Below are 14,575 nucleotides of genomic sequence, written 5' to 3' on the forward strand. Positions count from 1 at the left end.
AGTCTATCCGCGCGACAGAGCCTCGAGCGCGGACGCCAGCAGGGACGGGTTCGCGCCGTCGAGCCAGTGGACCCGTGGGTCGCGCCGGAACCACGAGCGCTGTCGACGTACGTATCGGCGGGTGCCGATGAACGTCCGTTCACGTGCGTGGTCGAGGTCGCTCGTGCCGTCGAGAAACGCCAGGACCTGCGCGTAACCGATCGCGCGCGAGGCGGTGACACCGTCCTTCAACCCGACGTCGATCAGCGCGCGCACCTCGTCGACGAGGCCCGCGGAGAACATCAGATCGGTACGACGCGCGATTCGCTCGTCCAGTTCGGTGGTCTCCCGGTCGACGCCGAGCAAGCGCGTTCCCCACCGGGGCTCGCCGATGGTCGGTGCCGAGGCCGCGAACGGTGCTCCGGTGATCTCGACGACCTCGAGTGCCCGCACCATGCGTCGACCGTCCGTGGCGAGGATCGACGCCGCGGCCTCCGGATCCTTCAGCGCGAGCTCACGGTGGACCGCCTCGGTACCTCCGTCGGCCAACACCTTCTCCCATTTGGCGCGAACATCGGGATCGGTTGCGGGAAAGGACCACTCGTCGAGCAGAGATTGCACGTACATCATCGACCCACCCACGATGACGGGAACGTTGCCGCGCGCGATGATGTCCTCGACGTCACGTACCGCCGCGCTCTGGTAGTTCGCCACCGTCGCGGTCTCGGTCACGTCGAGGACGTCCAACCGGTGATGCGGAATCCCGCGACGATCGTCCGGCGCCAGCTTGGCCGTGCCGATGTCCATGCCGCGGTACTGCTGCATCGCGTCGATGTTGACGACCTCGCCGCCGAGCGTTTCCGCAAGATCGAGACCCAGATCGGACTTGCCCGTTGCCGTCGGCCCGATCACCGCGATCGGACGCAGGCGTTCGGTGTGTTCGCCTGTCATCGCGGGAGGGTCCACGTGCCGACGAAGTAACCGACCCCGTACGGAGCGCCCCGGTAGAGCGTGCGCACGTCGACGACGTCGTCCCCGACGACACCGGCTGCAGTCTGCCAGGCAGCCAATCCGCCGACCCCGACCTCGCCGCAGAGCACGGGGTCGAGCCGCGTCAATGCTCCTGCATCGGCTGCGGCGAGAGCGTCGTCGATGTCACGCTGCACGGACTCGGCTCGATCGTCGAAGGAACCAGGAGCCTTGGGAGTCAGCGTGGTCGCACCGTCGGCGACGACCAACAACCCCCAATCGGTTCCCCGCCCGTCGAACTCGGCCCTCAGGTTCGCCCCGAGTCGTCGGTGATCGTCCACGACACCGCGATCCGCGACCAACTCCACATCGACCGTGATCTCGCGCGACACCTCCCCCGCCGACGCCTGCCCACGGAGCCATCCCGCGATCAGCGCGGGCAACGGCATGTCGGGATCGGACGCAGAGTCACCGTCGGACAGATCGACGCGCACATCGACGCCGTACCCCGTGAACGACCCAGCGGCGGGGTGCGTGATCCGACGAGCGACGTCGGCCACACCGATCGCCACCCAGGTATCGGCGACCGAGGCCAGGTACGAGGCAGCGTCGCAGGCAGCCGCACGGACGTCGATCGAGTCGGCAGCTCCGCTTCCCGTCAATTCGGGCACCAGGAGGGGCGGGGACGGCACCAAGGCCACGGCACGTAACACGGGACCCAACGCTAGTCGGTGACGCGGTGCCCGGACGACGCGGCAGCGACCGCATGCGAAGACACTCGGCGTCGTAATCGCCGGACGAGCACACCAACCTCGCTCGCACCTGTTTGAATGGTTCGATCGGTCGATACCGACCGATGGTGGTGAAGCACTCGATACAGCGCGATACAGGCAGCCGTGACGCGCGGCAGAGATGAGGAACGATGACCGACACCGACGGCCACACCAGCGGGGAGAACACTCCAGGCGCTCCCAAGCCCGGCGGCCCCAAGCCCGGCGGCCCGAAACCCGGTGGCCCCAAGCCAGGTGGCGGCCCCAAGCCTCATCCGGTGGCGACACACGTCGCGACCGTGACGCCCGCACTCGCGGCGCCGAGCGACCCGAGCAAATTCGGACGGGTCGACGACGACGGCACCGCGTGGGTCAAGACCGCTGACGGCGAACGACAGATCGGGTCGTGGCAGGCCGGTGACGCGGCCGAGGGTCTCGCACATTTCGGTCGCCGGTACGACGATCTGTCCACCGAGATCGCCCTGCTCGAGGCCAGGCTCACCGCCGGATCCGGGGACGCGAAGAAGACCAAGGCCGCCGCGGAAGCACTGGCCGAGACGCTGCCGACCGCCGCGGTCATCGGCGACCTCGACGCGCTCGCCGAGCGACTGCAACTCGTCGTCGAACACTCCGAGACTGCCGCCGCCGTTGCCCGCCACGAGAAGGAAGCCGAGCGCGCCGCACACACGGCACGCAAAGAAGAACTCGCCGCCGAAGCGGAACAGATCGGCACCGAATCCACCCAGTGGAAGCATGCAGGCGATCGCCTACGCGAGATCCTCGACGAGTGGAAAACGATCCGCGGAGTCGACCGCAAGGTCGACGATGCCCTGTGGAAGCGCTACTCCAAGGCTCGCGAGAACTTCAACCGTCGCCGCGGCGCACACTTCGCGGATCTCGACCGTGAGCGCGGCGCCGCGAAGACACGCAAGGAGGAGTTGGTAGCGCAGGCAGAGGCACTGTCGTCGTCCACCGACTGGGGACCCACCGCGGCAGCGTTCCGAGACCTGCTGACCGAATGGAAAGCCGCCGGACGTGCACCTCGCGACGCCGACGACGCACTGTGGAAGAACTTCAAAGCTGCACAGGACGTGTTCTTCGCCGCACGCAACGCGGCAGCGTCCGAACGTGACGCCGAGTTCGAGGCGAACGCAGTCGCCAAGGAGGAGCTCCTCCAGAAGTACGCCGGCATCGACCCCGCCGCCGACCTCGACGCAGCCCGCGCATCACTCCGCGATCTGCAGGAGAAATGGGACGCACTGGGCAAAGTGCCCAGGGACAAGATGCAAGAACTCGAAGGCAAGCTGCGCGCCATCGAGAAATCGGTTCGCGACGCCGTCGACGCGCAGTGGCGTCGGACCGACCCCGAAGCCCTCGCCCGCGCCGCCCAGTTCCGCGAACGCGTCGAACAGTTCGAGGAGCAGGCCGCCAAAGCATCCGCCGCGGGCAAGGACAAGGACGCCAAGCGCGCCCTCGAACAGGCTCAGCAGTGGCGCGAATGGGCCGACGCCGCCGAAGGCGCAGTCGGCGAGCTCTAGCCGTCTCCCGAGAGCACGCACCGTCGCGAAGCGCACCCCCTACTGGAGCGCCCCCCTCCCGGAGCGCCCCCCTCCCGGAGCGAATGTGCCGTTCGGTCACTTGGAGTGACCGAACGGCACATTCGGTCTCGAAAAGGAGGGCGTCCCGCGAAAGGGGGGGTCGGAAGGGACGGGGACGGGCGTCAGCGTTCGTAGTCGGTCGGACGCCCGAGGATGGGGCCGTCCCAGCGGTTGTTCTCCTCCGCTTCGACCGATGCGGCGCGGCGGCGTTCCTGGGCGTCGAGCTGGGCGGTGGTTTTGTTCCAGACAGCCTTGAGCCAATGGAACGTCAGGGCGACGACGAGTATCCATCCGAGGACGAGGCCGATTCCGGGGCCGCTGCCGACGGAGTCGGCGGGCAGGGTCTGACGAGACCAGATGGACAGCATGCCGAAGACCGATGCCACTCCGGATCCGGCCAGTGCGATCCAGGCGAGGGCCCAGATTCGGGTGACGAGTGCGAGGACTGACATGACCACGGCGAACACGAGCACGAGCCAGACGTAGATCCGCGAGGGCAGTGCGATGGCGTCGGCGACGGCGGCGTCGTTTCCGGACAGTACGTCGAATCCGTTGACGGCGCCGGTGTGGGGCAGGGCCAGCGACAGCAACAGAAGCATCACCAGCGAGGCGACGACGACGGCGCGCACACCCGGGTCGATCTCCGAGTCGATCTGCTTTTCGGCTCGGTCGTAGTCCGGGGCCCGGTAGTCGTCGGTTGCGTGCTCGGGGTTCTTGTCGGCGTCGGTCATAGTGCGCATCCTGTCGTGGCGGGCAGCGGGGCGGGGGCGCCGATGGACGGCAACCCCAATCCGACGCCGATGGGTGCCGTCTTCGGCACGGTTCCTCGTTCGTAGGCATCGCCCGCGGCGGTCCGGCGGTGCGATGCGACGCCTGCGTCGGCGATGAGGTGATAGGGCGCGGCTGCGGTGATGGTGGTCGTCACCACGTCGCCCGGGCGGATTGCGGCGAGCTGTTCGGCTTCGCCGCTGAAGTGCACCAACCGTCCGTCCCGTGCCCGGCCGCTCTTGCGGTGGGTGGCTGCGTTCTTGCGGCCTTCACCGGTCGCGACCAGGATCTCCACGCCGGTGCCGATCAGCGCACGGTTCTCGCCGAGGACGATCTCCTCCTGCAGTGCGATCAGGCGGTTGTATCGCTCCTGCACCACTTCTTTGGGAATCTGCCCGTCCATGTCCGCGGCCGGTGTGCCCGGCCTCTTGGAGTACTGGAAGGTGTAGGCGTTGGCGAACTTCGCCCGGCGCATGACCTCGAGTGTCTGTTCGAAGTCCTCTTCGGTCTCGCCCGGAAATCCGACGATGATGTCGGTGGTGATCGCGGCGTGAGGCATCGCTGCACGCACCTTGTCGATGATTCCCAGGAACTTGCTCTGGCGGTAGGACCGGCGCATCGACTTGAGGATCCGGTCGGATCCGGACTGCAGCGGCATGTGCAGTGTGGGGCAGATATTGGACGTCGACGCCATCGCCTCGATGACGTCGTCCGTGAACTCGGCCGGATGAGGTGATGTGAACCGGACACGCTCCAGCCCGTCGATGGCTCCGCAGGCTTTCAGCAGAGCGGCGAACGCTCCGCGATCACGGGCCAGAGCCGGATCGGCGAACGACGCGCCGTACGCGTTGACGTTCTGACCGAGCAGTGTGACTTCGAGGACGCCCTGGTCGACGAGAGCCTGGACTTCGGCGAGAATGTCCCCCGGCCGTCGATCGATTTCCTTGCCACGCAGCGCGGGCACGATGCAGAAAGTGCAGGTGTTGTTGCAGCCCACGGAGATCGAGACCCATCCCGCGTACGGGGACTCACGCTTCGCCGGAAGGGTCGACGGGAACGCCTCGAGCGATTCCAGAATCTCGACCTGGGCTTCGTCGTTGTGTCGTGCGCGTTCGAGGAGGACGGGGAGGGATCCGATGTTGTGGGTGCCGAACACCACGTCCACCCAGGGAGCTTTCTTGACGACCGTGTCGCGATCCTTCTGAGCGAGGCATCCGCCGACGGCGATCTGCATCCGAGGGTTGCGCCCCTTGGCGGGCCGAAGCATTCCCAGGTTGCCGTAGAGCTTGTTGTCCGCGTTCTCGCGAACTGCGCACGTGTTGAAGACCACCAGGTCTGCGTCGGTCCCCGAGTCGGCCGGCACGTAGCCCGCCTCTTCGAGGAGTCCGGCGAGTCGCTCCGAGTCGTGCACGTTCATCTGGCAACCGTGCGTTCGTACCTCGTAGCTCCGAGCCTCGGACCGTGTAGCTTCTTCGTTCAACATCGACACACACCAGACTAACAGCGCCGTACCTCGTGCTCTGCGACGCCGGCGCGCATCGGGCCATGTCACACGTCACTCGGCACCTGGGGCGATACCGACCATCAGTAAAGTTTCCATTACATAATCCGAATCAGCGGGTGAAAACCGGTGAAGACGAGCAAACTACGAATAGGGTTCTGCTCTATGACGCACGCCACCGACGCGCCGGCTTCCGGTGCTCTTGCCGATCGACCCCCCATGATCTCTCTGAAATCGGTAGACAAGCATTTCGGTGATCTGCACGTTCTCAAGAACATCGATCTCGAGGTTCCCGCCGGACAGGTCGTCATCGTTCTCGGACCGTCCGGTTCCGGAAAGTCGACCCTGTGCCGAACGATCAACCGCCTAGAGCCCATCGACTCGGGGACCATCGAGGTCGACGGGTCCGTACTTCCCTCCGAGGGGAAGGCTCTTGCTGCCCTGCGCGCCGAGGTGGGAATGGTGTTCCAGTCCTTCAATCTGTTCGCGCACAAGACGATTCTCGAGAACGTCATGCTCGCCCCGCAGAAGGTCCGCAAGCTCAAGAAGGACGAGGTACGCAAGTCCGCTCAGGCGCTTCTCGAGCGTGTCGGAATTGCCAATCAGGCCGACAAGTATCCCGCTCAACTCTCGGGCGGACAGCAGCAGCGTGTGGCCATTGCACGGTCGCTCGCAATGAACCCCAAGGTGATGCTGTTCGACGAGCCGACCTCCGCGCTCGACCCCGAGATGGTCAACGAGGTTCTCGACGTGATGACGTCCCTGGCCAAGGAAGGCATGACGATGCTCGTCGTCACGCACGAGATGGGCTTCGCCCGCAAAGCAGGTGACCGCGTCATCTTCATGGCCGACGGCGCCGTCGTCGAGGACACCGATCCCGAGACGTTCTTCACCGCCCCCGAATCCGAACGTGCCAAGGACTTCCTCGGCAAAATCCTCGGCCACTGACTTCATTCGAAACACCGACTCCGCTCGTAAACATCTTGACTCGAAACGCTCTCTCTGCTGGAACATTTCGCAGTACCAACCTCTGGAGGAACACAGTCGTGAAAATCAATCGCACACTCCGCGTCGCAGCAGGAATCGCAGCGCTCGCTGTCGTGGCCACCGCATGTGGCGGCAACGAAGAGCGCAGTGTGTCGTCGAGCGCGGAGGACGGCAACCTCATCGTCGGCATCAAGTACGACCAGCCGGGTCTCGGCCTGCGCAACCCCGACGGCACTTTCAGCGGCTTCGACGTCGAGGTCGCCAAGTACGTTGCCGGTCAGCTCGGTGTGTCCGAGGAGAACATCGAGTTCAAGGAAGCCCCGTCCGCTCAGCGCGAGACGCTGATCCAGAACGGCGAGGTCGACTACGTCGTCGCCACGTATTCGATCACCGATACTCGCAAGGAGAAGGTCGGTTTCGCCGGACCGTACTTCGTTGCAGGACAGTCACTGCTCGTCACGGACGCCAACACCGACATCACCGGTCCGGCATCGCTCGAGGGCAAGCGTCTGTGCTCGGTGTCCGGATCCACCCCCGCACAGAACATCGCCGACGAGTACCCCGGCGTTCAGCTGCAGAACTACGACACCTACTCCGCGTGCGTCGAGGGTCTGCGCAACGGTGCGATCGATGCCGTCACCACCGACGACATCATCCTCGCCGGTTACGCCGCCCAGTACCCGGGTGAGTTGAAGGTCGTCGGCGAGCCGTTCACGACGGAGAACTACGGCATCGGCTTGGCCAAGGACGACACCGAAGGCCGTAATCAGATCAACGACGCCATCGAAGAGATGATCTCGAGCGGCGCATGGGAGCAGGCGTTCAACGACACCGTCGGTGCGTCGGGGTACACGCTTCCGGCCGCGCCCACCGTCGACCGCTACTGACGCACCACCTACCTGCGGGGGCATCCGATCGTTCGGGTGCACCCGCAGGTGAGTCCGCTCCAGCCGATTGGACACCCCTGCCTTGAACCTATTGAGCAAGTACGGCGATCAACTCGTCGACGCGTTCATCATGACGATCAAACTGACGGTTCTGTCCGCGATCGGCGCCTTGATCCTCGGCACGATCATCGCCGCGATGCGCGTGTCTCCGATTCCTATCGCGCGTGCCATCGCGACCGGTTACGTCACGGTCTTCCGCAACACTCCTTTGACGCTGATCATCCTGTTCACGTCGTTCGGTCTGTACCAGACCATGGGCGTCGCCCTGGCTCCGCAGGATTCGCCGACGTTTCTCGTGGACAACAACTTCCGCCTGGCTGTGCTCGGTTTGAGCATCTACACTGCGTCGTTCGTCGCGGAGTCGCTCCGGTCCGGTATCAACACCGTCCCGGTCGGACAAGCCGAAGCCGGCCGTTCCCTCGGCATGACCTTCACCCAGAACATCACGATCATCGTGCTACCCCAGGCATTTCGTGCGGTGATCGGCCCGCTGGGCAGCGTGTTGATCGCGTTGACCAAGAACACCACCATCGCGTCGGTCATCGGTGTCGCAGAGGCGTCGTTGTTGATGAAGACGATGATCGAGAACGAGGCCGCCATCTTCGTCGTCGGTGGAATCTTCGCCCTCGGGTTCGTCGTCCTGACGCTCCCGACCGGACTGCTGTTCGGCTACCTCAGCAAGCGATTGGCGGTGAAGTGATGAGTGACGCCGTAGCCGTTCTCTACGATGTTCCCGGCCCCAAGGCCAAACTCCGGTACCGAATTCTGTCCGGTGTCGTCCTACTGGTCTCGCTGGGCATCGCCTACCTGATCTATCTCGCGCTCGATTCCAAAGGTCAGCTCACCGCGGACAAGTGGGACCCGTTCCTCGAATCCACCACGTGGACGACCTACCTGTTACCGGGCATCCAAGGGACGCTCGTAGCCGCAGCGCTGTCGATCGTGTTGGCGCTGATTCTCGGTGCGGTTCTCGGCATCGGGCGGCTCTCCGATCACCGCTCGGTACGCGTGATCAGCGGCGTCATCGTCGAGTTGTTCCGCGCCGTTCCCGTGCTGATCCTGATGATCTTTCTGTATGCGGTCTACGCCGAGTACGAAGTCTTCAAGGTCAAGTACCTGGCACTGGCCGCCGTGGTCACGGGCCTGACCCTCTACAACGGATCCGTCATCGCGGAAATCGTTCGTGCAGGCGTCAACTCGCTGCCGAAGGGTCAAACCGAAGCGGCGTCCGCCCTCGGCATGCGCAAGGGCCAGGTCATGAGTTTGATTCTGCTGCCGCAGGCCGTCACCGCGATGCTGCCCGCGATCATCTCCCAGATGGTCGTGGCATTGAAGGACTCGGCTCTCGGCTACCTGATCGGATACGTCGAGGTCGTCCGTGCCGGCCAGCAGGTCGGTGCGTTCTACGGCAACTACCTACCGTCGCTGATCATCGTCGCGATCATCATGATCGTCATCAACTCCTTGCTGACGAAGCTCGCGACCGTGGTCGAGGGTCGGATGCGACAGAAGAAGCGTAAGACCGGCGGTACCGTCGTACCGGCGGCCGACTTCGGCGGAGGACCCGCAGGCGCCGCCTGACCTCGCGTCGATCGGATACAAGACGAGGCCCGCAACACCATCGGTGTTGCGGGCCTCGTGTGTTCGACGGGACGCGCTGGTCACGGGTGGACGATCACCCGAGATCATCACCGTCGAAGTCTTCGGTTTCGGCTCCCAGACGGTCGAGCTGTTCCTTCACGACCGCAAATGCCATTCCCTGCGAGTAGCCGCGACGCGCAAGCATTCCAACGAGTCTGCGCACCACCTTGTCTCGCTCGGACCGCGCATCGGGACTCCCCGGCTCCGGGAGAGACATGGTCCGACACTTCTTCCGTACCAGTTCACTGGCGCGCTCGCGCTCGTCTTCGACATCGATCTGATCGAGTGCGATGCGAGCGAGGTCGTCGCTGACGCCCTTGGTGCGCAGTTCCCGACTCAGGACGTGTTTGCCTTTGCCGGAATACGTGTGCCGGGAATGCACCCACTGCTCCGCGAACGCTGCATCGTCGACCAATTTTGCTGTGGTCAGCCTGTCCAGCACTGCCGTTGCGACAGCGGGGGTGAATCCCTTCTTCGCCAAACGCGTTTCGAGTTCATGTCTGCTGCGTGCTCGGTCGGTCAGCAGCCGAAGGCAGACATCCTGCGCCTGCGCTTCGGTGCCACCACCTTCGCCTGAATCCACCGACAACTACCCAGACTTAGAACTCGACGGGCGCGGCTTCGTCGGTGGCCGTGACGTCGGCCCCGATCTGCAGCTTCTCCATGATCTTCTTCTCGATTTCGTCGCGGATGTCCGGGTTCTCGAGCATGAACTTACGAGCATTTTCCTTGCCCTGCCCGAGCTGATCGCCGTCGTAGGTGAACCAGGAGCCCGACTTGCGAATGAACCCGTGCTCGACGCCCATGTCGATGAGCGAGCCTTCACGGCTGATGCCCTTGCCGTACAGAATGTCGAACTCTGCCTGCTTGAACGGAGGCGCAACCTTGTTCTTCACGATCTTCACACGTGTGCGGTTGCCGACTGCGTCGGTGCCGTCCTTCAACGTCTCGATACGGCGAACATCGAGGCGAACGGACGAGTAGAACTTGAGTGCCTTACCGCCGGTGGTTGTCTCCGGGGAACCGAACATGACGCCGATCTTCTCGCGCAACTGGTTGATGAAGATGGCCGTGGTGCCGGAATTGCTGAGCGCACCGGTCATCTTTCGCAGCGCCTGGCTCATGAGGCGAGCCTGGAGACCGACGTGACTGTCTCCCATTTCGCCTTCGATCTCGGCGCGCGGCACGAGCGCAGCGACCGAGTCGATGACCAGAATGTCGAGCGCACCCGAGCGGATCAGCATGTCCGCGATTTCGAGCGCCTGCTCACCGGTGTCCGGCTGCGAGACCAACAGTGCGTCGGTGTCGACGCCCAGTTTCTGTGCATAGTCCGGGTCCAGCGCGTGCTCGGCGTCGATGAACGCGGCGATACCGCCGTTGCGCTGCGCGTTGGCAACTGCGTGCAGTGCAACGGTGGTCTTACCCGAGGACTCCGGGCCGTAGATCTCGACGACTCGGCCACGCGGCAGTCCACCGATACCGAGCGCTACGTCCAGGGCGATCGACCCGGTGGGAATGACGGCGATCGGCTGACGAACCTCGTCACCGAGCCGCATCACCGATCCCTTGCCGAAGTTCTTGTCGATCTGCGCTAGTGCGAGATCGAGCGCTTTGTCGCGATCGTATGCAGGCATCGTGATCTCCTTGAGTGGTCTGTATCCGTGTGGTCTGTATCGGTGCGGTCTGTCAGCGTGGTTCGTAGTTCAGCGTGTTGTCGGTAACCGTAGAGCCACCCACCGACACGTTCGATCCAGCCGCACTCGACGAGCCCAACCGAATGACACCCAGCATAGGCGAACACGTGTTCGATTGCGTCATCCGACACGCGGAAAGGCCGAGAATTGTCACCAGCGACTACGCGGCACGTCGAACTCCTTGCACAAAGCGCGCCAGACCTCACGCGGATCGACCCCGGCCTCTATCGCCTCGGCGCCGGTGAGCCCGTCGATTCCGGTGATGACGTGATCGACCAGGATCGAGTCACCCCGAATCTGGCCGAACTCCTCGACGAGCAGTTCACGGAATTCAGTCAATCGCACCGCACAACCGTACCGAAACCGTGTCAGGCGAGAGCAGCGCGGCACACCTCGACCGCATCGTCGACGTCGTGCGCGCCTGCCGCAGCGTCAGCAGCAGCGCGGGCGTAGGACGGGCCCTCCAACACTGCCCGCACGGCGGATCCGATCGACTCCGGGGTCGGCGGACGAACCACGATGGCGCTTCCCTGACGCTCGGCGCGGTTGGCCAGCTCCCATTGATCCCCGCCGCCCGGGACCGCGACCACCGGAACACCGTGGATCAGAGCCTTCGACAGGAGACCGTGCCCACTACCGCACACCACGACGTCGGCTGCGCGCAACAGCGCGTCCTGACGCCCGAGACCAGCTACGGCCCACGTCGGCAACGACGACGGAGGGTCGTCGAGTATCGACGCCACCACGCGAGTACCGCTGCCCTGCATTCCTTCCAACGTCATCTCGAGCATTCCCACCGCTCCGGTGAACGCCGTCGACGGCGCCACCATCACGACCGGACCGTCGCCGGGCGGAGGTTCGAGAACCTCGTTGGTCGGCTCCCAGTGCAAAGGGCCCACGACATGCGCCTCCGACGGCCAATCCGGCCTCGGGACTTCGAGAGCGGGGATCGTGGCGATCAGTCTGGCCTTCGGCCCCGGATCCTCCGCGGGAAGTCCGATACCGACCCGAGCCGCACTGCGCTGCGCTCGGCCTTGTGCGATCGACCGTCCGGTCGCGGCGCGCATCATCCGATCGCGAAGCCTACCGCGGAATCCGACGCCACACGCGAGACCACTTCCGATGGGCGGCAACCCTTTCGACGGCGAGTACAGCGGGTGAGGTGAGAGCTCCACCCAGGGAACACCGAGTTTCTCGGCCGCCATACCGCCTCCGGCAGTCAGTATGTCGGAGACGACGAGATCGGCCGATACAGACCGAAGATCCGGAAGAAACTCCGTCGCGACGAATGCGGCGCGCGAGTGAATTCGCTGGCCCGCGTCCATGTCGTCGTCCTCGGGCCGCGGAGCGAGACCCTCGAGCAACCGGGTGTCCACTCCGGCTGCCCGCGCACCGTCGATCCACCTGGAACCGGTGAACAACACCGGCTCGTCCCCCGCCTCGACGAACTTCAGGCACAGAGCTATCGCAGGAAAAGCATGGCCTGGGTCGGGGCCTGCCACTACCGCTACGCGCACGGGTTCAGCGTGCCACAGATGTTCACCGACGCGTGTGCAGGAACTTCTCGAGCGCTCGCTCCGCGGAGTCCACGGCTCGCGCCCGATCGACGTCCACCAGCCCGATCCTCGTGCGTCGGTCGAGGAGATCGCCCACGGACCGAGCACCCTCGTACTGCACCGAGAAGGCCAACTCCGCCTCACAGATGTCGATCCCCTCCGCTACCGGTGCCCACCCACCAGGCATCCGGTCCGCGAGCGCTCGAACGAGCATGGCGTCGGCACCGAACCGCCGGACCACGGACACCGGGGCGTCGATGGCATCGAGGGTCTGCTGCGTCGCGGCCCCCACGAGCGGAATCGATGCCGTGCGCGAAGGTCCGAGCGTCTCACCGAGAGCCGTCGCCACCACGTCGACGGCCTGCTCGGCCATCAACCGGTACGTCGTCAGCTTGCCGCCGACCACACCGACGGGTCCGGCACCGTCGTCGAGCACGGCGTGCCGACGGGACAGGTCGGCCGAAGCGCCGTCACCCGAGGCCAGCAGCGGACGCAACCCGGCGAAGGATCCGATGACGTCGGCGCGCGTCGGCGCCGGGTCGACGACGGTGCCGAGAACTGCGAGCAGGAAGTCCACCTCCGTGTCCGAGGCGACGGGGACATCCGGTACCGGGCCCGAGGTCGCCTCGTCGGTCAATCCGACGTACACGCGGCCGAGCGGCGCTGGAAGTGCGAACACGAAGCGGTTGCGCTCACCGGGTATCGGGATGGTGAGCGAACAGTTCAGCCCGCCGAACGTCGAATCGTCGAAGACCAGGTGCGTCCCGCGGCTGGGACGCAGGGTGATTCGGGAGTCGATCTCACCAGCCCACACCCCTGCGGAGTTGACGACGATCCGCGCCCTGATGCGAGTACTCTCTCCGGACTCGGTATCGGTGATCCGAGCCGACGTTCGGTCCACGTCGGATGCGCCGAGTCCGGTCAGGACGGAGGCCCCGTACGACGCGGCTGTACGCGCAACGGCCACGACGAGTCGGGCGTCGTCGACCAACTGCCCGTCCCAGGATCGTGCGCCGCCGCGCAGTCCGCGACGCCGAACAGTGGGCGCGGCGTCGACCACGCTGCCTGCTCCGATCAGATCTGCGCGTGGCAGCAACGCCGCGGGCGTCCCGGCGGCCGCTCTGAGTGCATCTCCTGCGGCCTGCCCAGCCCTGATCACGACGGCATCGACCCGAGAGACCGACTCGTGCAACGGAATGATCGTCGGGAGGCGCCGAACCAGATGCGGCGCTGTACGGGTCATCAGGATCCCGCGCTCCACCGCACTCTCGTGGGCGATCCCGACGTGGCCCGACGCTAGATACCGCAGGCCTCCGTGGACCAGTTTGGAACTCCACCGGCTCGTCCCGAACGCCAGATCGTGCTTCTCGACGAGAGCAACGCTCAGCCCGCGCGACGCCGCGTCGAGCGCAACGCCTGCACCGGTGACGCCGCCACCCACGACCAGAACATCGACAACGTCACCGTCCCAGAGCTTTTCGAGATCGCGTTCACGTCGAGCGCCGTTCAGCGCCGAACTGCTGGAAGGGGCCGAACTGCCGGAGGGTCTCACGGACCAGCCGGGCTGAGGTACGCGTCGACGGCGTAGGAGACTTCCGCGATCAACTCGTCACCGGGAATGCGCTGCGCGACCATGTTCGCCGATTGAACTGCGGACTGGACCATGAGAAGAACGACGGTCGCCAGATGAATCGTGTTTCCTGGGCGGATCGACGAGTCCCGTTGCCCTGCAGCCACGACGGGTGCGAGCGCGTCGATGATCAGCGACTGACTGGTGCCGAGCCGGTGGAGGATGTAGGTGGACAGGATGTCCGAGTCGGACTCGATGATCTTGACGAACAGCGGATGTGAACGCACCTTGTCCGCCACATCGCGTGCGGCGGAGGACACCTGTGGTCGGACAGGAGCGTCGAGATCGAACGACGGCATGACCGAACCGATCTCACGCGTCAGCAACGACGACACGACGGCCCGTGTGTCCGCCCAGCGCCGGTAGACCGTCGGCCGGCTGACCCCGGCACGTCGAGCGATCTCGGCGAGAGTGGTGCGCCGGACACCGTGTTCGAGGATGCAGGAACGCGCCGCGTCGAGCACCTGATCTTCGACGGAGGACGAATCCTTCACGGCAGACGAGCCTGCAACGGACTGGTCACTCACTGTCGGCA

Annotated in this window: 15 protein-coding genes; 5 read left to right on the top strand and 10 right to left on the bottom strand. The window is 65.1% G+C overall.

All coding sequences use genetic code 11. The features are described from left to right. Positions 1-3: 3 nt before the first annotated feature. Both miaA and H292_RS0101555 read right to left on the bottom strand, forming a co-directional pair. Entirely contained in the window at positions 4-930 is a 927-nt protein-coding gene (miaA, locus tag H292_RS0101550; protein WP_019664100.1) for a tRNA (adenosine(37)-N6)-dimethylallyltransferase MiaA, read from the bottom strand. Next, complete coding sequence (locus H292_RS0101555; RefSeq protein ID WP_230594238.1) at positions 927-1,661, bottom strand: hypothetical protein; 735 nt, start codon at positions 1,659-1,661, stop codon at positions 927-929. Before H292_RS0101555 ends, miaA begins: the two co-directional genes overlap by 4 nt. A gap of 209 nt (positions 1,662-1,870) precedes the next feature. Here H292_RS0101555 and H292_RS0101560 point away from each other — a divergent pair, with 209 nt between their 5' ends. Then, positions 1,871-3,256, top strand: coding sequence for a DUF349 domain-containing protein (locus H292_RS0101560; RefSeq protein WP_019664102.1), 1,386 nt, complete (start codon positions 1,871-1,873; stop codon positions 3,254-3,256). A 182-nt stretch (positions 3,257-3,438) separates the two neighbouring features. Here H292_RS0101560 and H292_RS0101565 read toward each other — a convergent pair whose 3' ends face one another. Then, positions 3,439-4,047: an Rv2732c family membrane protein gene (locus H292_RS0101565; protein ID WP_019664103.1), complete on the bottom strand. Its 609-nt coding sequence runs from the start codon at positions 4,045-4,047 to the stop codon at positions 3,439-3,441. After that, positions 4,044-5,567 (bottom strand): tRNA (N6-isopentenyl adenosine(37)-C2)-methylthiotransferase MiaB, encoded by a 1,524-nt coding sequence (gene miaB / locus H292_RS0101570; protein WP_027498549.1) that lies wholly within the window; start codon positions 5,565-5,567, stop codon positions 4,044-4,046. Before miaB ends, H292_RS0101565 begins: the two co-directional genes overlap by 4 nt. Before the next feature lie 237 nt (positions 5,568-5,804). Between miaB and H292_RS0101575 the strand changes: the two genes are divergently transcribed. From H292_RS0101575 to H292_RS0101590, 4 genes are all read left to right on the top strand, one after another. Next, the gene (locus tag H292_RS0101575) at positions 5,805-6,533 is read left to right on the top strand and encodes an amino acid ABC transporter ATP-binding protein (RefSeq protein WP_196806149.1); all 729 of its coding nucleotides are present in this window, start codon (positions 5,805-5,807) and stop codon (positions 6,531-6,533) included. Between the two features lie 98 nt (positions 6,534-6,631). Further along, a complete protein-coding gene (locus H292_RS0101580; RefSeq protein WP_019664106.1) occupies positions 6,632-7,459 on the top strand; it encodes a glutamate ABC transporter substrate-binding protein in 828 nt (275 codons plus the stop codon). A gap of 82 nt (positions 7,460-7,541) precedes the next feature. Further along, positions 7,542-8,219: an amino acid ABC transporter permease gene (locus tag H292_RS0101585; protein WP_026347608.1), complete on the top strand. Its 678-nt coding sequence runs from the start codon at positions 7,542-7,544 to the stop codon at positions 8,217-8,219. Beyond that, complete coding sequence (locus tag H292_RS0101590) at positions 8,219-9,100, top strand: amino acid ABC transporter permease (protein ID WP_019664108.1); 882 nt, start codon at positions 8,219-8,221, stop codon at positions 9,098-9,100. Before H292_RS0101585 ends, H292_RS0101590 begins: the two co-directional genes overlap by 1 nt. A 94-nt stretch (positions 9,101-9,194) precedes the next feature. Here H292_RS0101590 and H292_RS0101595 read toward each other — a convergent pair whose 3' ends face one another. From H292_RS0101595 to H292_RS0101625, 6 genes are all read right to left on the bottom strand, one after another. Next, complete coding sequence (locus tag H292_RS0101595) at positions 9,195-9,743, bottom strand: regulatory protein RecX (protein ID WP_019664109.1); 549 nt, start codon at positions 9,741-9,743, stop codon at positions 9,195-9,197. Positions 9,744-9,759: 16 nt separating this feature from the next. Then, positions 9,760-10,794: a recombinase RecA gene (recA, locus tag H292_RS0101600; RefSeq protein WP_019664110.1), complete on the bottom strand. Its 1,035-nt coding sequence runs from the start codon at positions 10,792-10,794 to the stop codon at positions 9,760-9,762. A 210-nt stretch (positions 10,795-11,004) separates the two neighbouring features. Further along, on the bottom strand, positions 11,005-11,199 hold the full coding sequence (locus H292_RS0101610) for a DUF3046 domain-containing protein (protein ID WP_019664112.1): 195 nt from the start codon (positions 11,197-11,199) through the stop codon (positions 11,005-11,007). A 23-nt stretch (positions 11,200-11,222) separates the two neighbouring features. Then, the gene (locus tag H292_RS0101615; protein WP_027498550.1) at positions 11,223-12,371 is read right to left on the bottom strand and encodes a glycosyltransferase; all 1,149 of its coding nucleotides are present in this window, start codon (positions 12,369-12,371) and stop codon (positions 11,223-11,225) included. A gap of 22 nt (positions 12,372-12,393) precedes the next feature. Beyond that, entirely contained in the window at positions 12,394-13,962 is a 1,569-nt protein-coding gene (locus tag H292_RS0101620) for a glycerol-3-phosphate dehydrogenase/oxidase (RefSeq protein WP_020110214.1), read from the bottom strand. Continuing rightward, a complete protein-coding gene (locus H292_RS0101625) occupies positions 13,959-14,567 on the bottom strand; it encodes a TetR/AcrR family transcriptional regulator (protein ID WP_020110215.1) in 609 nt (202 codons plus the stop codon). The genes H292_RS0101620 and H292_RS0101625 overlap by 4 nt, the downstream gene beginning before the upstream one ends. Between the last annotated feature and the right edge of the window lie 8 nt (positions 14,568-14,575).

Source organism: Rhodococcus sp. 114MFTsu3.1, assembly GCF_000383555.1.
GTDB classification, from domain to species: Bacteria; Actinomycetota; Actinomycetes; order Mycobacteriales; family Mycobacteriaceae; genus Rhodococcoides; species Rhodococcoides fascians_E.